Annotated in this window: 16 protein-coding genes and 2 pseudogenes; 9 read left to right on the top strand and 9 right to left on the bottom strand. The window is 58.3% G+C overall.

Going from position 1 to position 25,746, the window contains the following annotated elements:
- Positions 1 to 25: 25 nt before the first annotated feature.
- The 4 genes and pseudogenes from NF78_RS03375 to NF78_RS03360 all read left to right on the top strand — a co-directional run bounded on the left by NF78_RS03375 (position 26) and on the right by NF78_RS03360 (position 4,167).
- A complete protein-coding gene (locus tag NF78_RS03375; protein WP_263970536.1) occupies positions 26 to 970 on the top strand; it encodes a metallophosphoesterase family protein in 945 nt (314 codons plus the stop codon).
- Positions 971 to 972: 2 nt separating this feature from the next.
- On the top strand, positions 973 to 1,764 hold the full coding sequence (locus tag NF78_RS03370; RefSeq protein ID WP_263970535.1) for a class I SAM-dependent methyltransferase: 792 nt from the start codon (positions 973 to 975) through the stop codon (positions 1,762 to 1,764).
- A gap of 160 nt (positions 1,765 to 1,924) precedes the next feature.
- A complete protein-coding gene (locus NF78_RS03365) occupies positions 1,925 to 2,941 on the top strand; it encodes a CobW family GTP-binding protein (protein ID WP_035988589.1) in 1,017 nt (338 codons plus the stop codon).
- Between the two features lie 147 nt (positions 2,942 to 3,088).
- Positions 3,089 to 4,167: pseudogene (locus NF78_RS03360) on the top strand (CobW family GTP-binding protein).
- Positions 4,168 to 4,215: 48 nt separating this feature from the next.
- Here the strand turns inward: NF78_RS03360 and NF78_RS30780 are convergent.
- From NF78_RS30780 to NF78_RS03335, 4 genes and pseudogenes are all read right to left on the bottom strand, one after another.
- Positions 4,216 to 5,321 (bottom strand): annotated as a pseudogene (locus NF78_RS30780) (ISAzo13-like element transposase-related protein).
- A 334-nt stretch (positions 5,322 to 5,655) separates the two neighbouring features.
- Complete coding sequence (gene ltrA / locus NF78_RS03345; protein WP_052049715.1) at positions 5,656 to 6,885, bottom strand: group II intron reverse transcriptase/maturase; 1,230 nt, start codon at positions 6,883 to 6,885, stop codon at positions 5,656 to 5,658.
- A 336-nt stretch (positions 6,886 to 7,221) separates the two neighbouring features.
- A complete protein-coding gene (locus tag NF78_RS33205; protein WP_035984872.1) occupies positions 7,222 to 7,641 on the bottom strand; it encodes a PLP-dependent transferase in 420 nt (139 codons plus the stop codon).
- Between the two features lie 507 nt (positions 7,642 to 8,148).
- Positions 8,149 to 8,649, bottom strand: coding sequence for a ribulose bisphosphate carboxylase small subunit (locus NF78_RS03335; RefSeq protein ID WP_052049713.1), 501 nt, complete (start codon positions 8,647 to 8,649; stop codon positions 8,149 to 8,151).
- A gap of 158 nt (positions 8,650 to 8,807) precedes the next feature.
- Here NF78_RS03335 and NF78_RS03330 point away from each other — a divergent pair, with 158 nt between their 5' ends.
- Together NF78_RS03330 and NF78_RS03325 are read left to right on the top strand one after the other, a co-directional pair.
- Positions 8,808 to 10,295 carry a protein adenylyltransferase SelO family protein gene (locus NF78_RS03330; protein WP_263970534.1) on the top strand — a complete coding sequence of 496 codons (1,488 nt, stop codon included), beginning with the start codon at positions 8,808 to 8,810 and terminating at the stop codon, positions 10,293 to 10,295.
- 183 nt (positions 10,296 to 10,478) lie between these two features.
- Positions 10,479 to 12,122, top strand: coding sequence for a DUF3987 domain-containing protein (locus NF78_RS03325; RefSeq protein ID WP_225885215.1), 1,644 nt, complete (start codon positions 10,479 to 10,481; stop codon positions 12,120 to 12,122).
- Between the two features lie 474 nt (positions 12,123 to 12,596).
- Here NF78_RS03325 and NF78_RS03320 read toward each other — a convergent pair whose 3' ends face one another.
- The 3 genes from NF78_RS03320 to NF78_RS03310 all read right to left on the bottom strand — a co-directional run bounded on the left by NF78_RS03320 (position 12,597) and on the right by NF78_RS03310 (position 20,118).
- Positions 12,597 to 15,812: a UvrD-helicase domain-containing protein gene (locus NF78_RS03320; RefSeq protein ID WP_035984870.1), complete on the bottom strand. Its 3,216-nt coding sequence runs from the start codon at positions 15,810 to 15,812 to the stop codon at positions 12,597 to 12,599.
- Positions 15,799 to 18,678, bottom strand: a complete 2,880-nt coding sequence (locus tag NF78_RS03315) for a PD-(D/E)XK nuclease family protein (RefSeq protein ID WP_052049710.1) — start codon at positions 18,676 to 18,678, stop codon at positions 15,799 to 15,801. Before NF78_RS03315 ends, NF78_RS03320 begins: the two co-directional genes overlap by 14 nt.
- 342 nt (positions 18,679 to 19,020) lie before the next feature.
- Positions 19,021 to 20,118, bottom strand: a complete 1,098-nt coding sequence (locus NF78_RS03310) for a precorrin-8X methylmutase (RefSeq protein WP_035984869.1) — start codon at positions 20,116 to 20,118, stop codon at positions 19,021 to 19,023.
- A 438-nt stretch (positions 20,119 to 20,556) separates the two neighbouring features.
- Between NF78_RS03310 and NF78_RS03305 the strand changes: the two genes are divergently transcribed.
- Both NF78_RS03305 and NF78_RS03300 read left to right on the top strand, forming a co-directional pair.
- A complete protein-coding gene (locus NF78_RS03305; protein ID WP_225885214.1) occupies positions 20,557 to 22,491 on the top strand; it encodes a heavy metal translocating P-type ATPase in 1,935 nt (644 codons plus the stop codon).
- A 171-nt stretch (positions 22,492 to 22,662) separates the two neighbouring features.
- On the top strand, positions 22,663 to 22,875 hold the full coding sequence (locus tag NF78_RS03300; protein WP_035984866.1) for a hypothetical protein: 213 nt from the start codon (positions 22,663 to 22,665) through the stop codon (positions 22,873 to 22,875).
- 326 nt (positions 22,876 to 23,201) lie between these two features.
- Here the strand turns inward: NF78_RS03300 and NF78_RS03295 are convergent, their stop codons facing one another.
- Positions 23,202 to 23,675, bottom strand: a complete 474-nt coding sequence (locus NF78_RS03295; protein WP_035984865.1) for a TspO/MBR family protein — start codon at positions 23,673 to 23,675, stop codon at positions 23,202 to 23,204.
- A 65-nt stretch (positions 23,676 to 23,740) separates the two neighbouring features.
- Entirely contained in the window at positions 23,741 to 24,700 is a 960-nt protein-coding gene (locus NF78_RS03290; RefSeq protein WP_035984864.1) for an aldo/keto reductase family protein, read from the bottom strand.
- Between the two features lie 594 nt (positions 24,701 to 25,294).
- Between NF78_RS03290 and NF78_RS30775 the strand changes: the two genes are divergently transcribed.
- On the top strand, positions 25,295 to 25,708 hold the full coding sequence (locus NF78_RS30775; protein ID WP_156119628.1) for a hypothetical protein: 414 nt from the start codon (positions 25,295 to 25,297) through the stop codon (positions 25,706 to 25,708).
- The last annotated feature ends 38 nt before the right edge of the window (positions 25,709 to 25,746 follow it).

The following is a 25,746-nucleotide window of genomic DNA, read 5'->3' as shown; positions in this document are numbered from 1 at the left end:
GATGGGTGGATGAGGGGATGGGTGGATGAGTCTAAACAACCTACTTCCCCGCCTACCCATCTACCCCTTACCCATCCACCCATCCACCCCTTACCCATCCACCCATCCACCCCTTACCCATCCACCCATCCACCCCTTACCCATCCACCCATCTACCCCTTACCCATCCACCCATCCACCCCTTACCCATCCACCCATCCACAAAATAGGAGTCCAATTCATGCAATGGGCCATTCTTAGCGGCATCGAGGGCAATCTAGCGGCCTACGAGGCGGTGCTAGCAGACATTCGGCGGCAGCGGCAGCCGGTGACGGATCTCTATATTTTGGGGGATCTGGTGGGGTTGCAGGGCGACAGTGAGGCAGTGGTGCGGCGGGTGAGAGAGCCCCAGCCAGGGGAACCTATACCCCAGGTCTGTACGGGCTGGTGGGAGGAGCAGTGCTTTAGCCTGCACGGTTTTCGCGGGCTGCCCGACGCGCCGGAGCTGGTGGAACGTCATGGCTTGGAGGCGGTGAAAGACCTGTGGGAGGCGGTGTCGCGGCAGACGGTGCGGTGGTTGGCGGATCTAGATTTTGGCTTCCATGAGCTGGATTGCCTGCTGATCCACGGCAGCACCGTGGGCTATGGTGATGAGCTGACGCCGGAGACGCCGCCGATTCAACTGTGCGATCGCCTGATCCGCGCCGATGCCAATACGCTGTTCTGCGGGCGATCGGGCCTGGCTTTTGAGTGCTGGGTAGAGCCCGGTGCTCTGCGTTCTACGGTGACCACCCTCGATCAAACCACGCCACCCCAGGAGCAGGGGAAGTCGCCCCGCCGGGTGGTGGGGGTCGGCAATGTGGGTCGCCAGGGAGGTCAACCATCCTACGTGCTCTATAACCCTGGGACAGACCAAGTGCGCTTTAAATATGTTCAGCACAGTTCGGCCAGGGGATTTGGTGCGGCCAGGCCAAAGAATAAACAAGGCTGAACTTGGCGCTCGGTGACTACGGGCTGCCCTCAATGGGCATGGGGCTTGAAAATGCTAGAAAATCTGCAACTTTACCGTTTTATTTCACCATGAAAAGCCCAGAACCGACTATCGTTTTCGATCAAAAACGCGCTGCGTCTTACGACCAACAGTTTGCTGCCCTAGCGCCAATCCGTGAGGCCCTACATCTACAGATCCGCATCATCCTGTCAGAACTTCCCGCCAATGCCAACATTCTCTGTGTGGGAGTTGGCACTGGGGCAGAACTGATTTATCTTGCTGAAGCGTTTCCGCAATGGCGATTTACTGCGGTCGAGCCCGCTGCACCAATGCTCGATATTTGTCGCCGCAAAACCGAAGAGACCGGCATCGCGTCACGCTGTACGTTTCATCAGGGCTATCTGGACTCGCTGCCTGCTACAGATACGTTCCATGCGGCAACCTGTCTTTTGGTGTCCCATTTTCTGGTGCAAATCGATGAGCGCCGCCGCTTCTTTCGGCAAATTGCAACCCGGCTTCAGCCTGGCGGATACTTAGTCAGTGCCGATTTGACGGCTGACATGGCTACTGCAGAGTATCAAAGCCTGCTTGAAGTTTGGCTGCGAATGCTGAGATACGCTGGATTGCCTGCTGCAGAAGCTGACAAATTTCGCACATCTTACGGTCGCGATGTTGCCTTACTGCCACCGGAAAACATTGCAGCAATCATCACTGAGGCGGGCTTTGAGCTGCCAGTCTTGTTTTACCAAAGCCTTTTGGCTCGGGCTTGGTATGCCCATAAGCGCCCTGAGTGAAGGTTGCCAAGTTGAGTTGCAGGGTGGGCAGCGCTCACCATTCGGAAACTATTCTCTAAAAGCATCAGGACAGCTGACCTGACCGCAAGCCAGCTATGGGGGTTGCAGCTCGATTTTGCACTATTATGACAACGATTATCATTCTATGAGTGATGCGGCGATGTCCTCCCTTCCTCAGCCCTCATCAGTGGTAGACCCGGTCATCCCCAAGCGGGGTCTGCCAGTGACGCTGATTACCGGCTTTCTGGGCAGCGGCAAAACTACCCTGCTCAACCACATTCTGACCAACCGCCAGAATCTCAAGGTGGCGGTGCTGGTCAACGAGTTTGGCGACATCAACATCGACAGCCAGATGCTGGTCGCCATGGACGAGACCATGGTGGAACTGAGCAACGGCTGCATCTGCTGCACCATCAACGACGACTTGATCGACGCGGTGTATCGAGTGCTGGAGCTGCCCGAACGCATCGACTACCTGGTGGTGGAAACCACCGGCCTGGCCGACCCCCTGCCGATCATGCTCACCTTTGTGGGCACCGAGCTGAAGCGGCTCACCCACCTGGATTCTGTGATCACCGTTGTCGATGCCGAAACCTTTACCGACGACCACTTCGACAGTGCCGCCGCCACCAGCCAGCTCACCTACGGCGATATCATCCTGCTCAACAAGGCCGACCTCACCCCCGAGGTCAAGCTGACCTGGCTGGAGACCTACATTCAGGGTTTCAAAGACCAAGCTCGGATACTGCGCTGCTCGCTGACCGAGCAGGCCGACCAACTGCCCCTTTCCGCCCTGCTGGATGTGGGACTGGCCCCGGCCCTGCCCCCGGCCATGGTTAGCGCGGCCCAAGAGTCCCCCGACGGACACCTGGGCATTGATGGGTTTATAGCCGTTCCTTTCCGAAGCGATCGCCCCTTCAATGTCGATCGCTTTGAGCACTTTCTCATGGCCCAATTGCCCGCCGCAGTCTTTCGGGCCAAGGGCATTCTCTGGTTCGAGGGCGAAGACCTGCGCCACATCTTTCAGCTCAGCGGCAAACGCTTTGACCTCAGCCCCGAACCCTGGACCGGCCCAACCCAAAACCAATTAGTCTTCATCGGTCGTCAGCTTAACCCTCTCCAGCTGCATCAGCAACTCACCAATTGCCTAACCGGGACTCGCTCCCGCTGTCTGTAAAACAGGGTTTTAGGTATTGGGTGTCAGATAAAGCCTCATACTCGGAACCCGATACCCGAACAACCCACCCCTGCCCCTCCCAGGAGGAGATGCCGAAACCCATCCACCCATCCACTCCCCACCCATCCACTCCCCACCCATCCACCCATGCAACCCAACACCCCCGACACCCGCCTCCCCGTCACCATCATCACCGGCTTTTTAGGCAGCGGCAAAACCACTTTGCTGAACCACATCCTGCAAAACTTCGATGCCTATCGCGTGGCGGTGCTGGTTAACGAGTTTGGCGATATCAATATCGACAGTCAGTTTTTGGTCACCGTTGAGCAAGACATGGTGGAACTCACCAACGGCTGCATCTGCTGCACCATCAACGACGACCTGATGCAGGCGGTGTACCGGGTGCTGGAGAAGCGAGACCGGATCGACTACCTGGTGGTCGAAACCACCGGCGTTGCCGACCCTTTGCCCATCACCCTCACCTTCCTCGGTACCGAACTGCGGGATCTGACTCGGCTAGACTCTATTCTGACCATGATCGACGCCGAAAGCTTTGAGCCAGAGTTGTTCAACAGCCAGGCCGCCATGAGCCAGGTGACCTACGGCGACATTCTGCTGCTGAACAAGACCGACCTGGTGCCCCCCGAACGCCTAGAGACGGTGGAACAATACCTGCGCACCATTCGAGAGGATGCCAAAATCCTCCATAGTCAGCATGGTCAGGTGCCCCTGCCGCTGATCATTGATGTGAAGGCCGGAGACCAGGGGCCTTACCAGGCCGTGGCCCAGGCCGATGCCGAAAAAGCTGCCCATGATCACAATCATGATCATCACCCCGAACCCGAGACCCACGACCACGGGCATCACCATCACGAGGGCTACGACCACCATGGGCATCCCCACGAACACCACCATCACCACTCTGATCATCTAGATAACGATGGCTTTGTGTCCATGGCCTTTCGCGCCGACCAGCCCTTCGCCCTGAAGAAATTTCAGCAGCTGCTTGACTTTCACCTGCCGCCAGAATTGTTTCGCATGAAGGGGATTCTCTGGTTCAAGGAAAGCCCCGTCCGCCACTTTTTCCAGCTCACAGGCAGGCGGTTTCAGCTGAAGACGACCAGTGGACAGGGCCACCGGGCAATCAACTGGTCTGCATTGGCCGCAACCTGGATCGCAAAGCGATGGAGGAAAAGCTGAGGGACTGTATCGCAGAGGGAGATTAGGTGGCAGGTTTCAGGTGCTAAGGAGATAACTAGGAAAGAAATTACCAGCTAAGCGGGACGGATCAGAATGTCGTACTTCGGTAACAGCGGATGTCGTTCCAGTCGCTCTTCAATGCGCTTCATCTCCTTTTTCGTTAACGCAATCCCCTTTTCGTAAGGTGTTGTGTTCAGCCGGATAGTGGGATGGTGGCGTTTCCAAGTCATGCTCTGGGCCCAGGCCAGCATCGTCTCGACATCGGTAAGGCGTGTTCCATTCCAGTGTTGTTCTAAAATCCCCCAACAGCGCTCGATGGGATTGTACTTACTGTGATAAGGCGGAAAGTAAAGCAGTTGCAGCGGCTTACCAATCCGGTCAACCCAGGCTACGAGGCGATTGAGAAACTGGGTTCGCACCCCGCTGCTTTCGGGACCATTATCGACTTTGAGTTGTATGCGAGGCAGCGCCTGCCGGGTGGATGACGGGAGATGCGCCCACCAGTGTTCCAGCACATCGACAATGAAATCACTGGTTTTGTAGGACCGGCCGAATTCGATATAGAGATCCCCTCGGTCCTCATCCACGACGCCACAGGGAATGCACTTGTCCTTGATGCCCATGTCGTGGTCACAAGCCTGAGTATCTCCCCGCGTTTTGCCCCCGCGTGAGGAGTCTCCGAGGCACACCGTCGCCTTGCAGTCGAGGCTCAACCGCACCGCGTTTTGGGTCATGGCCTGTTGGTCTTTGGCCTGTAGATTCTCAAAGATCAAGTCGGTCTCGGGTAGTTTTTTTGGGGTTTGGCTTTGACCACAGGACGTAAGCGATAGCCGAGGCGATTGAGAATGACCGCCATCGTGCTGAGAGCCGGTAACGGCTCCTCAGCCACACCGTGGGCTTGCAGTTGTCTCAGCGCTTCGGGCGCCGTTAAGCGAGTGTAGGCAATCGAGGTGGTAAAACTCGGGTCTTGCTGACTATGGGCTTCGGCAATGCTCACCAGGGTGGCGGCGGCCTCAGGGTAACGCGCTTCCCACTTGCGGGTGCCCCCAAAGCCTGACTGTGCTCCGACACAGACCAGACCACTCCGCTTTTCGGCCAGGCCCAACGCGACCGTTTGGCGACCCCAGCCAAAGATACTTTCAGCTAAACGGGGATGACTGTCACAGTATTTCAGAGCCATCTCAGCTTGAAAGGCGCGGCGGGTCGCTCCCGTTAACGTTGAAGCAGCCAGGCGAAGGTCTTCAACTTGAGAGGGACTGGGACGTACCGGAAGGCAAGGTGAATCGTTTGTCATCGGTGGTCAGTGCTGAAAATGAGCTCTATGCCTACCTTAACGACTTGGTAAATTCTCTGCTAGAGATCTCCTAAGCAGTAGTTCCTCCGCAGTAGTACAAGTGTTTGGTGCTGTGTGATAAAATCTTGGGCACTGCGGAAGAATCGGGATAGGGAGAATCCTCACGAATCCCCCCTCCCACACCACCCATCGTGCGGCTCCGCAATGGGCGGTTCTCAACCTACCTGCTAGACGAAGTAATAGACTTCTCACCGTAACCCTGGGCGTTCATCCAAAGGTCGCGAATCGAGAGCAATCCCTCTTGTGCTAACCACTCATTGGTCATCCCCGTCTGCGTCGCTAAGGACCGCGACAACCGCCAATATCCTTTCCGGCTTAAGCCCGTCGAGAAGGCGTGTCGTCTCGGTGTCCCCAGTTTGAGCAGGTTGCCAATGCGCGTTCTCGGCCTACGCCACTGTTTCCAGTAGCACATCCGGATTCGACGCCTCAGCCACCCATCTAACTCGGGAATTGGCCCGTACAATTGGGAAATTCCAAAGTAGCCCATCCAACCCCGCAGATAGAGGCTAATCCGCTTCAGCCGATACTCCATCGACACTCGCCACCGCCGCGAGGTTAACCCCCGCAAGCGGTACTTGAGGTCCTGGAAGGCTCGCTCAGACCAAACAATGCGGATTCCCTGGAACGTAAATCCTAGGTATTCCAATCGCTCAATCCGTCGAACCCGGCTTTTCTGCGAATTCACCTTCAGTCGTAACACCTGGCTCAGATAGCGAGTCACGCTCGCCATTACTCGCCTGCCGGCTTGGGCTGATTTGACCAAAATGACCACATCGTCCACATAGCGGGTAAAGCGGTGGCCCCGGCGTTCCAACTCTTGGTCGAGGTCATCCAACAGGATGTTGGCGAGCAGCGGCGACAGGGGCGACCCTTGCGGTGTCCCCCACTCTGGGGCCTGTACTACCCCCTCGACCATGACCCCGGCTCGCAGGTATCGGCCTATCAAGGCTAGCAGGGTCTTATCCCGCACTTTGCGGGCGACTCTTGCCATTAGGACATCGTGGTTTACGGTGTCAAAGAACTTTTCCAAGTCCAAATCCACCACCACCCGATAGCCTTCCTTGACGTATGCCTTCACCTGTTTAATCGCGCCGTGGGCACTGCGGTTGGGACGACACCCAAAGCTGAACTCGGAAAACTCCGGCTCAAACAGTGGCGTCAGCACCTGTGAGATGGCTTGCTGGATCACCCGGTCTAGGACTGTTGGAACTCCCAACAGCCGCTCTCCCTTGCCCCCTGGCTTGGGGATGACGACCCGTCGCACCGGAGCAGGGCGGTAGCGTCCATCTCGTAAGGTTTGGCGAATCTCTCCCCAGTGAAGTCGGGCGTAGGCCGCAAAGTCGTCCAGCACCATCCCGTCTATGCCGGGGGCACCTTGATTGGACTTCACTTGCTTCCACGCTCCAGGCCGAAATTGAGATCAATTTAGCCCGAGGCACCGCCGAAGCCCACCAAATTTTGCAGGAAACCTTAACGCCCAGCATTCTCAAGTATGAAGCCCTGCAAAAATGGGACGGACGATTACCTTTGATCACCGGAGAGGGGACGAGTACAGTGATCGAGCTAGAGGATTTAGTGCCGGATAGGGAGTAGGAAGTGTTTGACAATTGAAAATATTCAGATTCCTATAACTAATCTATTTACAACACCCCCCCAAAACGTTCACACGTTCAACGCTCCCACGTTCGCACCTTCTCACCCCCCTACCAAAATCTCCTCAAAGGCCTTAGAAACTCGGGTGTGAAATCGCTTTTGGTGGCGCAGTAAAATCACGGGCTGGGTCATCCGCGATGCGCTTTTCAAACACATCGGTGGTGGGGTTCATGATCCGGGTGTAGATGTTGCCAAACTCTTGCAGGGCAAACAGCCGCGCCCCGTGGTCGGCGTCGTCAAAAGTGTAGGAGGTGGTCTGGTAAATGGGCACAGCGCGGGCGTTGGTGCCGGGGGCGGGTTCCTGGCCAGCGTGGATCTGACCGGCCTCAATGCCTTCGGGGAACAGTTCAGGGTGAGCCGCAATCTGCTCGTCGAGATACTGACGAAAGGCCTCCCGATCTTCCACCAAAGTGGCGTAGTCGAGGTCGTCTGCAATGGGGAGACAAATCGTTTTATCGCCTGCGGTTCCACGCTTCCGTCGTTGCTTGGCCATCGGGTTGGCCTCCTGAGCGCTTTCCCTCTATTTTACTCGACACAAACTCGGGGGGAACTAGACTCCTAGCCTCAAGGACTGCCAAAAGGGCAGACCTCCCCAGATAAGACCGTGAACTGTCGATGCGCAACCGCGTCATTTACCGTATCCCCTGAACCAAAAGGCTTCGTTGTGTTGTGCCAACTCGCCCCAGAAACTCGGCCTTCTATGACGTTTCTGTTCGTCGGCTCGCACCTTTGCCGCTGGCTTCCTCCAGACCCTCCCTCGCGGAAACGCCCTTGCCTTTAGCTAGTGGTTGTCCATCTCTCGGCTCCTATGACTTGCGAGCATTTGGATGGCTGGTTCTCCCACAGGGGACTTTCACCCCATTAGTTCACGCCCATGCTGGGCGTACACACTGCGTTGGTGCGGACGGAACAGAGGTTATCGGTAGGTGTTCGAGGTTACCTACCGCCGCACAACTTCACCGTTAGACCTGCTATGAATACACATTCCCTGCCCGATCGCTCACCCAGGCATTTGAATCACATGCCCAAGCTGTCGTTGCTTTGCCCTGGGGTCAATCCCCAGCAGGCGAACATAGTTGTCGGAGTGCGTTGCTAAAAACTGCTCGATCTGGGCCAAAACCTCAGCTTCTTGGGTCGCCGCCAGGGTAGGGCCACTTTGCCAAGACCCCGCTTTAAATCGGCGCTGGTCAGCATACTCCAAACTCACCCGGTGCCCTAGCTGCCGCACCTGGACTACAGCTTCTGCTCTCAACCGGCCAGCGGTGGGTCTGTGGCCATTGCTGGCCCTACCGTTGCCCACTGGGTGGCCGGGGGTTTGCCACTGGGTCAAGCAGGCCCCATCGTTGGCACAGCGATAGCCCGCCAGCAGCGCCTGGTTGACGGCAACCACATGGTGAGAAAAAGCTTTGTCGCTATCCTTCGCCTCCGGCAATCGATCCGCCGCCTTCTGGGTGGTAATCACCGCTCCCGAGGGCACATAGCGACCCGCCGGAATCTCCACAAGACCGGGGGTAAAGGTAGATAATAAGAGAGTGTTAATAGAATAACAATTTCCCGACAATACGGGCGCTAGCAATAATGTCATACTCATCTAAACCATCTGCTAAGCCTTGCGTAACGACCTTTGACGGGTTTGTGCAATTGGCGGATTATTCCCTGATGGATACTCTAAATGCTGATCCTGATGCCACGGGCGATGGTGATGATCACCGGCCCCGCCAGGTTGTCTCTGGTCATTTCGTACCTGTGACACCCACGCCCCTTGCAGAACCAGAATATGTAACCCATAGCAGCACTTTTTTTAAGGAACTTGGGTTGAGCGATGAGCTGGCGCTGAATGAAAAATTTCGCCATGTATTTTCTGGTGATCTCTCTGCGGCCCATGGGCCGATGCGTCAGGTTGGCTGGGCAACTGGTTATGCCCTGTCGATTTATGGCACCGAATATACTCAACAATGTCCATTCGGTACTGGTAATGGTTATGGCGATGGTCGGGCCATATCTGTGTTTGAAGGAATCATTAATGGCCAGCGTTGGGAAATGCAATTGAAGGGTGGTGGCCCAACGCCCTATTGCCGGGGTGCCGACGGGCGCGCCGTACTCCGTTCAAGTGTGCGTGAGTTTCTAGCGCAAGAATATATGCAGGCGTTAGGTGTGCCCACATCGCGCTCTTTGACCCTGTATGTTTCTAAATCTGAGACCGTCACCCGGCCTTGGTATTCCCAAGATTCCCACTCCATCGACCCTGATATTTTGGTGGACAATCCTGTGGCCATTTCAACTCGCGTTGCACCATCCTTTTTGCGTGTTGGTCAGCTAGAGTTATTCGCCCGCCGGGCTCGCAGTGATGCTCATCCCCGAGCATTAGAAGAGTTGCGCATGATAGTGTCGCATTTAATTGAGCGAGAATACAAAAGCGACATTGATCAAACCCTGAGTTTTGCAGATCAATTGGTTGAGTTAGCTAAGCTATTTCGCCAGCGTCTTACGACCCTGGTGGCCAATTGGCTACGGGTTGGTTACTGTCAGGGTAATTTTAATAGTGACAACTGCGCCGCTGGTGGCTTTACCCTCGACTATGGGCCATTTGGATTTTGTGAAATTTTTGACCCCTGGTTTCAACCCTGGACTGGCGGCGGCAAACACTTTTCATTCTTCAATCAGCCCGTTGCAGCCGAAGCGAATTATCATATGTTTTGGCAATCTGTGAGACCGTTACTTGCAGAAGATGCTGAATCGTTAGAACATTTCGACCAAGTATGCCATGGCTTTGCAGAGGCAATGCAGGGACAAATTCAAACCATGTGGGCGGCCAAACTTGGCTTGCCTGAATTTAACCCAGAGCTATTTAAGGAATTAATGCAGCTAATCACCCAATCAGAGGTAGATTACACCATTTTCTTCCGAGAGTTATCCCATATACCAGACGATATCTCAGTCTTGAAAAAGAGCTTTTATAGTAAAACGTCACAACAACTCGATGAACAATGGCAATCTTGGCTAAAAAGCTGGCGTGACCTGGTGATTAACGCCGGTAATTCGACTGAGATATCAACAAAGATGAAACAGACTAACCCAAAATACGCATGGCGAGAGTGGTTGATTGTCCCTGCCTATCAACAAGCCATGCAGGGTGACTACACCTAGTTCCAACTTATTTTGTGTCAGCTTTCTTGGGCAACGGCCTTCTGCCATTCAACGATGAGGCAATCAGCAGATTGCGCACCCAGTTATTGTGATAGCGGAAACCGTTGAGTTGTTCAAAGGGGCATAAGCAGCCATCCATCGCTGTCCGAGTTTTGCGACAAAATGGATGAAAGTTCCAGAGTAATGCCATGGCTCGACTGGATTGCTCGGCGGAGCCCCATTTCCCGTGGAAATTTTGCATGGCATATAAGGTGCCATGTAGACCAGGATGGGGCGGTAGACGGCTACGTCTACCGGGGCGCAACAGCCGATGGCATGTGGGGGCAATACTTTGCAGCCACCGCCTCCCCTGAGAAGCCCGTTCGACCCCAGCAGCGGCAGGATTATTTCTATCCCAGCCGAACCGGACAGCCTCTGGTAAAGGTGACGCGGGTAGATCGGGGCAACGGCGCGAAGTTTTTTGTGCAGTACCACTGGAACGGGCAGCAGTGGATCAAGGGGTTAACCCCTGAGATTAGAGCCCAGGTGCCGATTTACCGCTACCGGGATGTCCAGAATGCGATCGCTATGGGTCAACCCATCTGGATGGTGGAGGGAGAAGGCTGCGCGGATGCCTTGTGGGGAATTGGCATTCCCGCGACCACTACTTTGGGGGGCTCGAAGAAGTACCGCAGCTATGGCGATTACGCTGAGGATTTGCAAGCGGCCCAGTTGGTGCTGTGCCCAGATCGCGACCAGGTTGGAGTTGCCCATATGGGAGAAGTTGCCCAGGACTTTCCCTCGGCCCAGTGGTGCTACCCCTACCCTGACAGTCTGCGCTGGCAAAACCTGCCGAAGCATGGCGGGCTGGATGTGGTGGATTGGATTCACGATGGGGCCACAGCTGAGCAGATCAGAGCGGCGGTGCAAGACCGGCGGCAGATGGTCAGCGCTACCCAAGGCCCCGAGCGATTGTCGGTGCAGGCCTTGCAAGACCAGATTCGCACCTACCTTGGCACTAGCCCCACCGAACTGGCCCTCGCTGCGCAGGTAGTGCAATGGCACCAGGAGACGGGGCTATCGGCCAGGGATATTGGTAACCTGGTCACTCTGGTGCAGGCGGAGCTGGAGCAAACCGAGGAACGGGATGATCGCCGGGCTGAGATTCACCAGCTGCTGAAAATTGGCGACTACCAGCTGTGTCTGGGGGAGTATCTTCACGCTGATCTGGCGGAACCCTTGGAGCAGATCGCTGACTGGATTGGGGCGACGCCAGCGGCGATGCTGGTGACGCTGCTGCCGGTGGCGGCGTCATTGCTGCGGGTGGGTACAGAGCTGGAAATTGATACTGGGATGGGGTTCTCAGTGCCGCCGATAGTGTTCACGGGACTGGTGGCCCCCTCAGGCAGCAAGAAGAGCCCAATTCAGCGGCAGATTTTGGGGCCGCTCTCACTGCTCCAGGCGGAGGCGGATCAGGAGTATGAGTATGCCGCTTCGGAGTATGAGGTTGATCTGCGCGATTGGGAGCAGACCCGAGCTGAGGAGAGGGGCATTCGCCCCAGGAAGCCGATGCCACGGGAGTATCACACCTCGGATGCGACACGGGAGGCGATCGCCCGCATCCAAGCCCAACAGCCGGAGCGGGGCATTTTGGTAACGCCGGATGAGCTGGCGGGCTTGTTCAAGGGGCAGAACCAGTACCGCAATGGCCGAGGTAATGATAAGGAGTCACTTTATCGCCTGCGGTTCCACGCTTCCGTCGTTGCTTGGCCATCGGGTTGGCCTCCTGAGCGCTTTCCCTCTATTTTACTCGACACAAACTCGGGGGGAACTAGGACTACACGTTAGTTAAAGAGTTGCAAGAAGTTCTGAGCTATCCCTATGATGAGCAATCCCAAGCAGTAGAAGATAAATACTATCGTCTAAAACCCAAGGCGTTTTCTAACGTTGGTGGCGTGTCGCACTATAGCTGTTCGTCTTGATGACGAGGCAGCTTGGGCCGCCGACCAGCGCATGATCGCCAGCCCTGGCAGCACCGCAAATGGGGTGGTGAGACTTGCGCAGACCAATGCCAATACAGACTGTTGCTAGAACACTGACCACCCAGTGGCGCTTGACCAAATTTTGGGAAGCTCAGACTGCACGCACACAGCCTTAGCTCAGAAACTTAGCCCAATCACGCCCTGGTTACAAGTAAGAATTGTTACCGTTGTATGAATCGGGATAACGAGTGTAGGCGAGCATGAAGCGACCTATGGACTGGACTGTGATAGCGATTCGAGGCCAAAAGACTAGCGCTGAATTGGTCAGTCAGTACAACATTTATTCCACACCGATCGTCATTGCATCACCACAAATTTTCTCATAGGGGCAAATTCCGCAGGCGTGGTGGGTGGCTTTGGGAGCAAAATCGGCGCTCATTAGGCGTTCTACCAGGGCATTAGCTTGCTGGTTAACGATTTGTAGGTTAGCGTCATCAAAGGAATACAGGCGATCGTGGCGTAGGTAGGCCAGGTGGGCGTTGGGCTTGCCCGTGGCGCGGCTGTAGGCCCAGAGTTGAAACTGGTGGTGCTCTGGGTGCATGGCCTGGTCAGTCTTGAAATCGAGCACAAAGTCTTCGCCTACCAAATCCACCATGCCGTTGAGGATGAGGCCGCCCACGGTGAGGGAAACGGAGTGTTCCCAGTGGGTCGCGCTGGCTCGATGGGCTTCGTAGACTGGCGATTGGCGGAACACCTGGGCCAGGGTGAGGGCTTCTGCCACTGCCGTGAGCGGCAGGTGGGGGGCATAGGTAGCTAGGGTTTCGGCCTGGTCAAGGCCCAGTTCCAGGGCTTTGTGGGTGAGTTTGCCCAACTCCATCCCCGGGTTGGCGGTGCCGTTGCCACTGGTGTAGCCGGGGTGGCCATCCACATGGCGAAACTTAAACCGCAGGGGGCAGAGGGCGTAGTCGCTGAGGGCGGTGACGGGGAGTTCGGCAAAGCCTGCCCTGGCGGGGTAGAGCATGATCTGCTCGGGCAGGGGCGGCAGGTTGGGGGCCACCGGGGCCACGGGCTGAGCCAGGTGGGGCGCAAAGGGTATAGGTGCTGGGGTAATGAGACCGTCTAGCCCAGGCTGCAACACGTCCAGGCCGCCGCCGGAGGGTTTGGCAGCGGTGAGGATAAGGCGATCGCGAGCCCGAGTCAGGGCCACATAGAGCACCCGCTTGCTTTCCTCGCTGTCGGCGGCTTTTTTGCGCTGCTCCAGCAGAATGTAGAGGGCCGACTTTTGCCGATCGCCCTCCTCATCCTCCAGCTTGAGGGCCACCCCCAGATCCGGGTCGAAGCGCACCAGGGGCGAGTCGGCGGGGGATTGGCGGGCCAGATCGGGCACGATCACCACCGGCCACTCCAGCCCCTTGGAACCGTGGATCGTCATCAGGCTGACGGCATTGCCCCCAGCCAGGGCGGGGCGGGGCACCTCCACCCCGGCGGCCTGCAACCGCTGGAGGCGACGGACAACGGCCAGCACGTCGAAGCTGCCTGCTTCCAGCGATCGCACCAGTTCCCCAAAGCCCTGCCAGTCGGCCAGGCGGCGATCGGCACCGGGAAGGTTGGCGATGACGGCGGTGTAACCCGTCAGGCGATCGCCCAGTTGCAGCAACCGGGTGGGCGCTTCAGTGCGGCGGGCAATCAGCAACTCGCCCAGGGTTCCTCTGGCGCGGCTCAGGTCGAAGTCGGTGCTGGTGCGGAGGTGCTTCCACCAGCCGGTTTTCTCGGGTAGGGTTTGGGCAAAAGTGTAGAGGGTGCGATCGCTCACCGCAAAGAAAGGACTGCGCAGCACCGCCGCCAGGGCCAAACTATCCGTCGGGTCAGCCAAAAACCGCAGCAGCGCCCCGGCATCCTTGGCTTCGCGGGTGGCGAGCAGGTTGCCGCCCCCGGCCTGCAAGATGGGGATGTCGCGAGCGGCGATCGCCTTCCCGTACAGCTCCAGCGGCCCCCAGGTGCGCGACAAAATGGCGATGTCTTTGGGTTGAATCTGCCGCAACTGGCCGCTGGCTTTGTCGTGGACTGGCAATTTGGCCGACAGCATTTCCTCCACCAGGTCGGCAATCTTCTGCGCTTCCACTCGGCGGCAGGCATCGGCATTGGTGTCGATGGCCTTGTCTTTCTGGTGTTCCTCATCCACCGTCACGGTGAAAAGCTGGATCTGTGGGGTGGGCTCCAGGATTTCCTGGCGGTGGGCGGCCAGGGGCTGGTAGAGGTCGGCCAGCACGGGGGCAAATACCTGGTTAATTTGGGCGATCAGGGCCTGGTGGGTGCGGAAGCTGAGGCTGAGTTCGACGGGGTCATTGTTGGGGTGAATGCGGCTCTGCCATGCCTCAAACACCCGCACATCTGCCCGCCGAAAGCTGTAGATAGACTGTTTGACATCGCCGACGATGGTGAGGGTAGCGTTGGCGGTGAGCGTTTTTAGCAGCTGCCCCTGGATGGGGTTGGTGTCTTGAAATTCGTCGATCAGGAAGACCTGCCAGCGCTGGGCGTAATAGTGCTGCACCGCCGGGTCGGCCAGGGCTTGCAGGGCGTGAACTTCCAGGTCGTTGAAGTCCAAAACCCGCTGCTGGTACTTGGCTTTTTGCAGAAAGTCGCGCACCCAGGCAAAGGCTCCGCGCAGGTTGGGCAGCAGGGCATCGGTCTGGTCGTCGTAGGCGTTGGGTTCCAGGGTGATCAATCCGGTTTTGATCGCTTCTTGGGCCAATGTCCTTAGGGTTTTGATGGCATCTTTCACCGCCGCCATAGCCTCTTTGCCGCCCCAGTTCCTTGGGCTACCGACGTTGATTTTCAAGCTGTCGAGCATGTCCAATGCCTGGGCAGCATCGCGTTTTTCAAAGAGGGCGATCGCCTCCAGTGCTGCCAACCGATGCTCCTCCAGTCTGTCGCCGGGGGCGGCGTAGGCTTGCAGGGTGTGCTTGCTGCTCAGCCAGTCCGGGTTTGACAGAAATCTGTCTAATTCCTGGTTTCGTATCTGTTCTACCTGCGGCAACCAATTATCGCGACATTTCTCCAGCGCTTGCTCGGCGGTGAGCGGATCAGCCAGTAACGCCTGCAACACGTCCCGCATCAGCGAGTAGGGAATGCCCAGGTAGAAGTGACTGGGCAGTTGCGCCAGGGCATCGGCAAAGACATCGGCCTGCCAGATGGGGCTTTCCAGCTCATCCTGCACGGCAAAGTCGGGGGGCACGTTGGCGATGTTGGAATGCTCGCGGCAGATGCGGGCGGCCAGGGCGTGGAAGGTGCTGATTTGGGCGGCTTCTAGCTCGGCCAGCAGGTCGGGGCGATCGCCCATGGATGCTGCGATAGTGGAGCGGATGCGCGATCGCAGTTCTGCCGCCGCTTTCTCAGTAAAGGTAACCGCCACAATTTGTAGAGGCGAAAATCCCTGCTGCAAAAAGTACCGATAGCGCTCGGAGAGCATGTGGGTTTTGCCGGTGCCTGCCCCTGCCGTGACCGCCACACTCTTAGGACTGTAGGCGGCGCGTTCTTGCTGTTCAGTCAGTCCCATGGGTCATCTCCTTACGGCTGAGGCGGTCGCCCTGGCGACACAGGGCATCAAAATCGCAGTAGGCGCAGGCTTTGCGCTCGGTGTCGGGCTGCACCGGATAGTGGCCAGCTTCTAAATGGGCTTTGCAGCGCTCAATAGCCTCGGGCAATTCGTGCTGGGGTGCCTTCGACGAGAGCGCGATTTTTGCTCTGCCGCGAATGGAGTAGTAGTAGGCATCGGCAACGGGTTCATCAAACCGGGCTGGGCCAGCGGCCTCCCGGTAGAGCGGGAGCTGGAGGTCAATGCAGGCTTTGCCGGTTTGGTCTTTGATGCCGGTGGGGCGGCTCTTGCCGGTTTTGTAGTCGATCAGCACCAGCCCTACGTCGGTGCGATCGATCCGGTCGATGCGGCCCCGTACTTTCATGCCGTGCCATTCCCCCTCAAAATCGCCTTCTAGCAAAACTGGCTCTGCCCCGGTGGGCAAAAAGCTGGGGTCTTGCAGGGCCAGGGCCAGAACCCGCAGGTGTTCTTCTCGGCGCAGGGTCCAGGCGGGTAGGTTGGGGGGGAGAATATCGCGCTCGGCCTGGGCAAAGGCGGCGTTGAGGGTATCCGAAAAGAAGTCTGGATCGCTCAACGCTTGCTCTGAAGCTTCCTTCCACTCGGCCAGCACCAGTTCCAGCACCCGGTGGTAGAGCTGGCCAATCTGGCTGGGGTCCAGGTCGTCGTTGATTTCCTCTGGGGGGCCAAGCTTCAGCAGCTTTTGGGCAAACCACTTGAACGGGCACTGGCCCAGGTTCCGCAACTGCGACACGCTAAAGGGCCAGTCGCTATAGTCGAAGGGAATGCCGATGACGCCGTCGTACTCGTTGGCGGCATTGCTGCTTTCGCGGCCCTGCTCGATTTCATAGGCGTGGCGGGCGGCCAGGAGCACCGGGTCTTCGGCATCTGGGATTAGGGATGTGTGGCGCAGAACAGTGCGGCGATGCTCTTCGGGACTGGCGATGGCCAAGGGCCGGTCGGAGACCATCGCCCCCATTGGCGGTTCACTGGGTTTTAGCCCCAATTGTGCCAGGTAAGGGCTGGGCAAGAGTTCTTTGCGCCCCTCCAACTGAGGATAGGAAAAGACCACGGCGGTGGTCACCGTTTGCAGCAAAAAGTAGACATTCAGCGCCTCTCGCCGCGCCATTTCGGCGGCGCTGGGCAGCATCACCCCCTGGGGGCGGAGCTGCTGCCGCTCAAAGAAATCCAGCAGCGGGTCATTGCCAATGGGGGCGGGCAGCACGCCCTCGGCCATGCCAATGACGAATATATGGGCATACCTTGCCCCGACTACCGACCGAGGGCTGTGCAGCTCGACTCCACCGCGACCCGGCTGGGCGGGGACAGTCAAGCTATCCAGTAAGTCCCGCAGCTCCTGGCGAAAGTCACCCCAGCTGAGAATTTCCTCTTCAGGTTCGGCCAGTTCCCCCAAAGCACTGCGGAAGGTGTTGAAGGCCAGGCTCTCCCTGGCCCAGCGGGCGCAGCGGCGGCGCAGGTCAAATCGACCCAAAATGCGTTGCCACAGGTCTACCCAGGTATCGCGGCGGCGGGCCTGGTTGATCTGGGCCAGGAGGTCGAGATCCAAGTCGAGGTGCTCTTGAGCCAGGGTTTTCCAGGCGGCAAAGCCCTGGGGATGCTGGCGGCGGGCGGTGGCCCAAAAATCGCGATCAGGGTTGCTGGCCAGGGCGTGGCTGAGGAGCCGCGCTGTGCCCTCGAAGGGAAATTTGGCATCGAGCACGTCCACTAGCAGGTTTAGCCAGGTTCCCAGACGGGTGCTCAGCAGCGGGGTTTGGTAGAGCGCCCGCAGGGGTACGCCGTACTCCCAAGCGATGTCGATCAGCTTGGGGCCATAGGCGACTTCGTCCCTGGCGACAATGGCGATGTCTCGGGCCAGGATGCCGTCGTTGAGCAGAGCTTTGACTTGGGCGAGCGTGCCCCGCACCTCGGCGTCTAAAGTGCTGTAGGCGTAGGCGATCGCAGGGGTCTGGCCCGGTGAAGCGATCCCAGGGTTCTGTTCAGACTTAACGGCTATGTCCTCACCCCCGCTAGAACCCTGGGATCTGTCTCCACAAAAAACTTGGCTGAGTGATTCCCCGATCGCAAAGATCCCAGGGTTCTGCTCAGCTGGAAAGAACCCAGGGTTCTGCCTAGAGTTAGTGGTTGCAGCCTGATCCCTGCTAGAACCCTGGGTTCTGGTCCCCTCGCTAGAACCCAGGGATCTGGGCTCCCCAATGACCTGCCAACCTTGGGCTACTAGCCAATCCACGGATGCCTGGCTGTCGGCAAACAGCGGTGAATCGGCGATCGGCAAAAACAGCACACTTTCCTCAGCGGCCAGAGCGTTGATCCAGGCCAATTCATCGGGGCGGGGCTGAAAGTAGCCGTAGACGAGTACCGGCTGGGGGTTCACCTGGCCCTCGGCAGCCCGCCAGTGGAGGTATGCTCCGTCGATCAACCCTTGTTCATCCAGGGCGGTTTGGTAGGCTCTGGCTACGGCGAAAAGCTGGGCGGTGCGCTCAGAGGCGGCGGTTACTGTCGAGAGATTGGGGCTACTTTGGAGGAGCGATCGCACCCCCGGCAACCAGGCTCTAGCGGTACCCAGCCCATCCACCGGCTGCACAATGTCTTGCACCACCTGGCGAAACAGCCGTTGGGCGGTCAGGTCCGGAGCAATCTTCTTGCCCCCAGGCTCCAGGGCTTTGATCGCCAATCGATGCAGAGGCTCATGGGGTTTGGCCAAGGCCCTAGCCGCCAGCCGCGATGGGGTCACAATTTGGTAGCCAGGCCGCGTTGACCAGTCCAGGGCAGTGGCATAGCTATTGCTGGGGGTTAAAACAAATCTCGCCATGCCAGTTTCTCCATCGTTCCGCCGGTCTGTGGCTATAACCCAGCTATTCAGACGCCGTGCTAGCCACACACCCCATCACTATGAAAGCTAAGTTTTTTAAGTCTTCTTAGCTTGCCCATACCGATCGGGGAAAAGTTCAGGCATTTCATCCAAATCATGACGATACCTTCACCATCCACCGCCCATGGATGCTGACAAGCGCACACTACGCCTCCCTATCTACAGGCGGTTAAGGTTGAAATAGCGGTATTCGGCGGCTTGGCGGAACGATGCCATTGCGTTTCGAGCAAGATAACGGCTTGAAGTAGCGCCTAAAACCCAATACCCGACTCCCCCCCGCTCTTATCCTTTCAAATAACAGTGACAATCGGGCTTCTCGATTAGGGAAGCTGCCAGTCGATTTAGGACCACCGCCGCCAGTAAACCGCCGCCAAGGGATCCCTCCGTGGTGATGTAGGGGACATCGAGCTGCATCAGCCGGCGCTTGGCAGCAGGGGCATGGCTAAAGCCGATGGGCAAGCCAATTACCAGGGCCGGACGCAGGGATTGGTGGGCGATCGCATCGCACAGCCGCATTAGCACCGAGGGGGCATAGCCTACCACCCAAATGCTGCCCTCTCCCCAGGCCTGAAACCACTGGGGCCAGTGGTCATCCTGCCAGAACTGTCGCTCCGCGTCGGCGGCACTGTCCAGATGGGGATTGTCAATCAGCGTCCGCCACTGGCAGCCCAAATGGGTCAGGCGCGCCTGATCCAGGCTGGCGACCACCGCTGGCACATCTCCCACCACCGTGCACCCGGTCGCCAGGGCTTCCCGCGCCGCCTTGATCGCATCCTGGCTAAACCGCACAAAGGCCGCCAACCCCACATCCCCACAGGCCAAAACTAGGTGCGACAACACGTCTACCTCAATTTCTGGTCGTTGGGATAGGTCGGGCAAGAGTCGCCGCAGGGCCTGCTGAAAGTCCTCGGGGTGATCCGCCGCAGCGGCATCTAAGTGCTGCCACAGCGACTCGGTCAGGGCTTGGGCGGTCTGGGTTTCCACCTCCAGCAGGCGCAACTGGGCCAGAGCCTCGGCCTGCATGTCTTGACAGGCGCGATCGCGTCCCAGGATCCCCTCCAGCGCCATTGCCGTCTGCCGCAGGCGAATCAACTGCCGCAGCACCCCCTGGTATTCGCCTTGCAACTGCTCCAGCAGGGGCTCCGTTTGCAGGGAAGGCGAATCCACCTCCAGCATTTGCTTAATGTGGGCCAGCTGAAACCCCTGCTGCTTCAGCGCCACAATCCGCCGCAACCGCTCGACATCAGGCTGGTCATACAGACGATAGTTGCCCTGCGATCGCACCGGCTGAGGCAACAGCCCAATCTGATGGTAGTGCCGCACCATCCGGGGCGTAATGCCATGGCCAACGGTTTGGGTAAGTTGTTTGATGGTGAGCATGGGGGAGTGGGAGGGTGGAGGAGTGGATGAGTGGGAGAGTGGAGGAGTGGAGGAGTGGAGGAGTGGATGAGTGGACGGAGCCAAAATCAGTGAAATAGAAAAACCTAACCGGGAGGGATCAGAATTTTGTGTAAATCCCTGTTTCGAGAACGAAAAATCAAGGGTTCAGCCCTGTCAAGCGTGATTTTCTGAACACTCCCCCTAACCTGCCAACCCACCTACCCACCTACCCGCCTACCCACCTACCCATCCACCCATCCACCCATCCACCCATCCACCCACCTACCCACCTACCCGCCTACCCACCTACCCACCTACCCACCTACCCACCTACCCACCTACCCACCTACCCATCCACCCATCCACCCAATACCCCTTGACCCTAACATCAATGTCAACCTTTACCCTGTAGAGGTTCTGACGTAGGGCTTGACCCCGATGACTTCGACTTTTCCGGGCACAATGCCCAAGGGCCTGCGAATCTGGATGCACACCTACCCTGATGCGGTGGCGGCGGGGGCCTGTGCGCTGCTGGCGCTGGTGGGGTGGCTGGGGTTGCAGGGGGGGCAAGTGGGTCTTGGGGTGGGGCTGTTGCTCACGGGCTACGTCATCGGTGGCTATGCCAGCGCCAAGGAGGGGTTGACCACCCTCTGGCAGGAGCGGGAGCTGGATGTGGATTTGTTGATGATCGTGGCGGCGCTGGGGGCGGCGGCGCTGGGGCTGTGGCAGCGGCAGTACTACCTGCTGGTGGATGGGGCGGTGCTGATTTTGATTTTTGCGGTCAGTGGAGCCTTGGAGACGATCGCCCTGCACCGCACCGAGCGCAATATTCGCAGCTTGATGCAGTTGGCCCCGGACACAGCTCGTAAGCTGGTTGGGGGCCAGGAGCGGCTCGTCGCTACGGAAACGTTGGGGGTGGGCGATCGCATTTTGATCAAGCCCGGCGACCTGATCCCCACCGATGGCCTGGTGCAGGGGGGCAGTAGCACCGTCAACCAGGCTCCAATCACGGGCGAGTCGATTCCGGTGGAAAAGGGGGTGGGCGACGAGGTCTTTGCGGGCACCATCAATGGCCATGGCGCGCTCACCGTGGCATTGCACAAACCCCCAGCCAGCAGCCTGATTCAGCGCGTGATTCGCTTGGTGGAGCAGGCCAAGACCAGCCAGCCCCCCTCCCAACAATTTTTAGAACAGTTTGAGCGGGGCTATGCCCGCCTCATTGTGGGGGCGGGGCTGTTGCTGGCCCTGCTGCCGCCGCTCCTGCTGGGGTGGACCTGGGAAACCACGATTTATCGGGCGCTGATTTTTCTGGTGGTGGCCTCGCCCTGCGCCCTGATGGCTTCGATTATGCCCACCCTGCTGTCGGGCATCGCCCGAGGGGCACGGCAGGGGATTCTGTTCAAGGATGGGGCTCAGTTGGAAACCATCGGGCGGGTGCGGGCGATCGCCTTCGACAAAACCGGCACCCTCACCACCGGGGTGCTCACCGTCAGCGACCTGGTCCCGGCCCCCACCGTTGAGGCTGAGCAGGTGCTGCAAGTGGCGGCCTCCGTAGAAGCCTACTCAGAACACCCCGCCGCCGAAGCGATTGTGGCCACCGCTCACCAGCGGGGCATTCTCACCCAGCCTGTCTCCTCGGTGCAGGCTGAGGCGGGCCAGGGTATCCACGGCCAGGTCGAGGGTGTGCCCGTGCAGGTGGGCAAGCTGGCTTACGTTAGTGCTGGCCTGGCTACCCCTGTAGATCCCGTCCTGCTCCAGGCCAGCCAACGGCTGGAGGGCGAAGGCAAAAGCGTCATTTGGGTACGGCGGCAGGACCAAATCCTCGGGCTCCTGGCGGTGGCGGATCGGGTTCGCCCCCAGGCGGCTCAGCTTTTGCAGAACCTCAGGCAAAGGGGCATTCCGACCACGGTGATGCTGACCGGTGACAACGCCGCCACCGCTGAGACCATTGCCCTGGGGGTGGGGGTGAGTGAGGTCTACGCCAACCTCCTGCCCGAAGATAAAGTAGACGTGGTTAAGCGCCTGCAGCAGCAGTACCACACGGTAGCCATGGTCGGCGATGGCATCAACGACGCCCCGGCCCTGGCCCAGGCGTCGGTGGGTATTGCCATGGGGGGCGCTGGCACAGATGTGGCGCTGGAAACGGCGGACATTGTGTTGATGGGCGATCGCCTCGACCAGCTGGAGCAGGCGATTGTGATTGGGCAAAAATCCCAGCGCATTATTCGCCAAAACATCGCCCTGGCCCTGACCTCTGTTGCCCTGCTAATGGTGGCCAATTTTCTGGGCGAACTCACCTTACCCGCTGGGGTTATTGGCCATGAAGGATCGACCCTGCTGGTGACGCTGAACGGCCTGCGATTGCTGAGGTGAAGGTCACTTGTTACTGAAGTCAGGGATAGGGCTTTAGAGGCGATCTCTCAGGGAGGGCATATTAATCTTCCCCGCTGTGGGAGGGGCGATCGCGTTCCAGGTCTGACCCAAAGATAGGTTTCAGCTGGGCCAGGCTGCCGCATCCTGGGAATAAATCAAAACGATATCGGCATGCGGATTTTATTTACCCTAGGGCTGTTGTTCTGTCTGTTGTTGACGGGGTGCGAGGTGTTTACCCCCGACACCAGTCGGGCGCTGTCGCAGACGCGGCAAATTGACGAAATGCACAAACAAACCGAACAGCTGCAACGCCAGGCCGATGCCCTGGAGCGTCTGGTTGACCAGGTTGCCCCTGCCCAGACGACCGCCCCGCGCGTCCCGTAGGGGGACCATGCAGCCATATTCCAACGCCTCTTGTAGGAGCAAACGACCGAGTGCCCTTACAAGCAGTCATGCCTCCATTCAACAACGCCTCATTTAGACTGCAGAAATAGAGCAACCCTTGCTGGGGGTGTCAGGTATCAGGTGTCAGGTGTCAGGAACAATTGACTGATTTCTGCCGCAGATACTAGTACTTGACCAACCTGATTGTGACAGGCTCCAACCGTCTAACGGTGCAGGGTACACGGTGTACGGTTTAAGGACTGCCGTGAACCGTACACCGTGCACCGTGAGCCCCACCAACCTGTCATCTTTGGCTTGGCAGACTACTAGCCTGCATCGGGGTTTAGCTCGATCATTTGTCCGGTGGTGTAGGTGCCAATGGGGCTCCAGATGGCGTAGGGCACCAGCAGCAGCGTCGCCAGTCCCGAGCTGGGCAGCACTGTCAGCGCCAGCACAAAGCCCAAAAGTACCCCAATGCCGCCCAGCACGGTGCCCACCTTGAGGCTTCTGAGCCGCAGGGTAAGGGGAATGTAGGCCACGGTGATCAGCTCCACCAGCAGGTAGAAGCCCATTAGCAGCCAGGTTTTGGGGCTACCGGGTTCGGCCTGCCAGACCAGGGTGGCCGAGATGGCGCCACAGGCAAAAATCACCGTCCAGATGACGGGAATGGCGGGTTCAAAGAACAGCCAGCGGGGGCGATCGAGCCGCAGCCCCCAGGAGACATCGCGGGGCCGAATCAGGCTGCCCCCCAGGGCCACCAAAAAGGTGACGCCGCCAATGATCATCCAGCTGTTGAACATTGCTCTACTCCCAAAACGCTCAGCCGTGGGCGGTACAGGCTCCGCCAATACAGGTTCGCACCCGATTACCGGGCCGCCATCTGGTGTTGGGCTGGCCCCAGCACCATGTCGATTTCGCGCAGCATGGCATCGTCGAGGGGGATGCCCGAAGCGGCGGCATTGTCGGCCACCTGGTCGGGGCGACTGGCCCCCACGATCGCGGCGCTCACCCTGGGGTCGCGCAAGATCCAGGCCAGGGCCAGCTGCGCCATCGAAATGTTGAGCTGGTCGGCCAAAGGCTGCAGATTTTGGACGGCGCTGAGCACGCGATCGCTCCTGATGTCCTGCATAAAGCCGTTCATTTTGTCGTTGGCGGCACGGGAGTCGGCGGGGGGCGCGGCCCCGGGCTTGTACTTGCCGGTCAGCACCCCCTGGGCCAGGGGCGACCAGACGATCTGGCCAATGCCGTGGTCGGCGCAGAGGGGAAACACCTCGGCCTCGGGCTGCCGCCACAGCATGGAATACTGGGGCTGGCTGGAGACAAACTTGGCCACATTGGGCAGCTCAAGCGCCGCTCGAATCTGGGTCGGGCTCCACTCGCTGAAGCCGATGTAGCGCACCTTGCCCTGCTGCACCACGTCGGTGAGGGCCGCCATGGTTTCCTCCAAGGGGGTGTTGCTGTCGTAGCGGTGGCACTGGTAGAGGTCCACGTAGTCGGTATTCAGGCGCTGGAGGGAGGCGTCGATCTGCTTATGGATCTGCGCCGCCGATAGGCCCTGGTCCTCCGGCGACATGGGAAAAAACACCTTGGTGGCCAGCACGTAGGAGCTGCGATCGATGTCCCGCAGCACCTCCCCCAGGAACGACTCGGCGGCACCGCGCCCGTAGACATTGGCGGTGTCGATGAAGTTGATGCCAACATCGAGCGCCGTGTGGACGCAGGCTTCGGCCTGCTGCCGCTCGACCCCGCCGCCATAGGTGAGCCAGGAGCCCAGGGCAATTTCTGAAACGGTCAGGTCGCTGTCGCCAAGCTGTCGATATTTCATAATCAATCCCTACTACCTACTGCAAAAAGTCATACCGCACAGCTGCTGCCCAGGGCGGGAATGTTGCCCCTTGGCCTGTATGGATTGATCACAACCTAATCAATTCGACTTCTACTCCACATCGGCCTCCAGGGGCAACTGTGCCAGTGCACGGCTGACCTTAATTTCTGGCCTCGTTAAGGTTAGTACGACACTTAAAGCTATCGCCGACGCCCTGAAGGTTAGGACGGTTTCATCGGTGACTGGCGACGACTATACGCCAGATTGCAGTCCCAATCTAGCAATTGACAATCAATACTGTCCCAAGCGAACTGGCCAACGCTATGGGAGGACCTTTGCTACGCCTCATCTCCTGCAAAGGGAAGAGAGGATTGCAGCCTAATCTGTCCCCAAGAGGGGACTCATCGGTAGCCCCATTGCTCCACGCTATGACTAAGGAGTATTGACAGGCCGCACTGAAGTGTCAGCGACAAAATCGCAATCGGGGAGATCGCAATCGGGTGGAGTAAGCGACCCAGGCTGGGCTAACCAATCCCTTTCTCCAGACGTAGATTTAGCCGTTAGAACCCAGTTTTGATGAACTAAGCAAGCCCCATGAAAGCCCAACAGACGTTTTCCTATTCCGCTCATTTGACAGGATATTTTGACAATCAAAGCTCTCACGAGAACCTTCTGGTTCAGGTCCCTGTCCGAGGCACCGCAGAAACACAGGTTCAGTCGCCCACCCCAGACAGTGGCCCCGGCGGACTATTCACGGCCCTGGGTTTATCGGCCTTTGCGCTAGCTTTTCTCATGATCAGGCGTCTCCAGAAGTCCGAAAAAGCTAGAAATGGCTTAGGTAGTATGCCTAATTTTCGCTATTCAACGCCTTGCTCAAAGTGCCGCTTCTTCAACAAAAATCCCTATATTAAATGCACTGTTCATCCCAAGATAGCCAGTAAAATAGACGCAAAAGACTGCCTGGATTTTTGGCCTGTCGATCAAGATGAGTTTCATAAAAAATGGTAAGACTCTTCTGGCTGTGAGGCCGCAGCAACCGTCTGCTC

This window comes from Leptolyngbya sp. KIOST-1 (assembly GCF_000763385.1).
Classification (GTDB): domain Bacteria; phylum Cyanobacteriota; class Cyanobacteriia; order Phormidesmidales; family Phormidesmidaceae; genus Nodosilinea.
The sequence above is the reverse complement of the archived record's forward strand: the minus strand, read 5'-3'. Positions and strand labels throughout refer to the sequence as shown.

Coding starts and splice junctions, on each gene's coding strand:
- NF78_RS03375 (WP_263970536.1), top strand. CDS start 26: ATGAGTCTAAACAACCTACTTCCCCGCCTACCCATCTACCCCTTACCC.
- NF78_RS03365 (WP_035988589.1), top strand. CDS start 1,925: ATGTCCTCCCTTCCTCAGCCCTCATCAGTGGTAGACCCGGTCATCCCC.
- NF78_RS33205 (WP_035984872.1), bottom strand. CDS start 7,641: ATGGCCAAGCAACGACGGAAGCGTGGAACCGCAGGCGATAAAACGATT.
- NF78_RS03330 (WP_263970534.1), top strand. CDS start 8,808: ATGGATACTCTAAATGCTGATCCTGATGCCACGGGCGATGGTGATGAT.
- NF78_RS03325 (WP_225885215.1), top strand. CDS start 10,479: ATGCCATGGCTCGACTGGATTGCTCGGCGGAGCCCCATTTCCCGTGGA.
- NF78_RS03320 (WP_035984870.1), bottom strand. CDS start 15,812: ATGGGACTGACTGAACAGCAAGAACGCGCCGCCTACAGTCCTAAGAGT.
- NF78_RS03315 (WP_052049710.1), bottom strand. CDS start 18,678: ATGGCGAGATTTGTTTTAACCCCCAGCAATAGCTATGCCACTGCCCTG.
- NF78_RS03310 (WP_035984869.1), bottom strand. CDS start 20,118: ATGCTCACCATCAAACAACTTACCCAAACCGTTGGCCATGGCATTACG.
- NF78_RS03305 (WP_225885214.1), top strand. CDS start 20,557: ATGACTTCGACTTTTCCGGGCACAATGCCCAAGGGCCTGCGAATCTGG.
- NF78_RS03300 (WP_035984866.1), top strand. CDS start 22,663: ATGCGGATTTTATTTACCCTAGGGCTGTTGTTCTGTCTGTTGTTGACG.
- NF78_RS03295 (WP_035984865.1), bottom strand. CDS start 23,675: ATGTTCAACAGCTGGATGATCATTGGCGGCGTCACCTTTTTGGTGGCC.
- NF78_RS03290 (WP_035984864.1), bottom strand. CDS start 24,700: ATGAAATATCGACAGCTTGGCGACAGCGACCTGACCGTTTCAGAAATT.
- NF78_RS30775 (WP_156119628.1), top strand. CDS start 25,295: ATGAAAGCCCAACAGACGTTTTCCTATTCCGCTCATTTGACAGGATAT.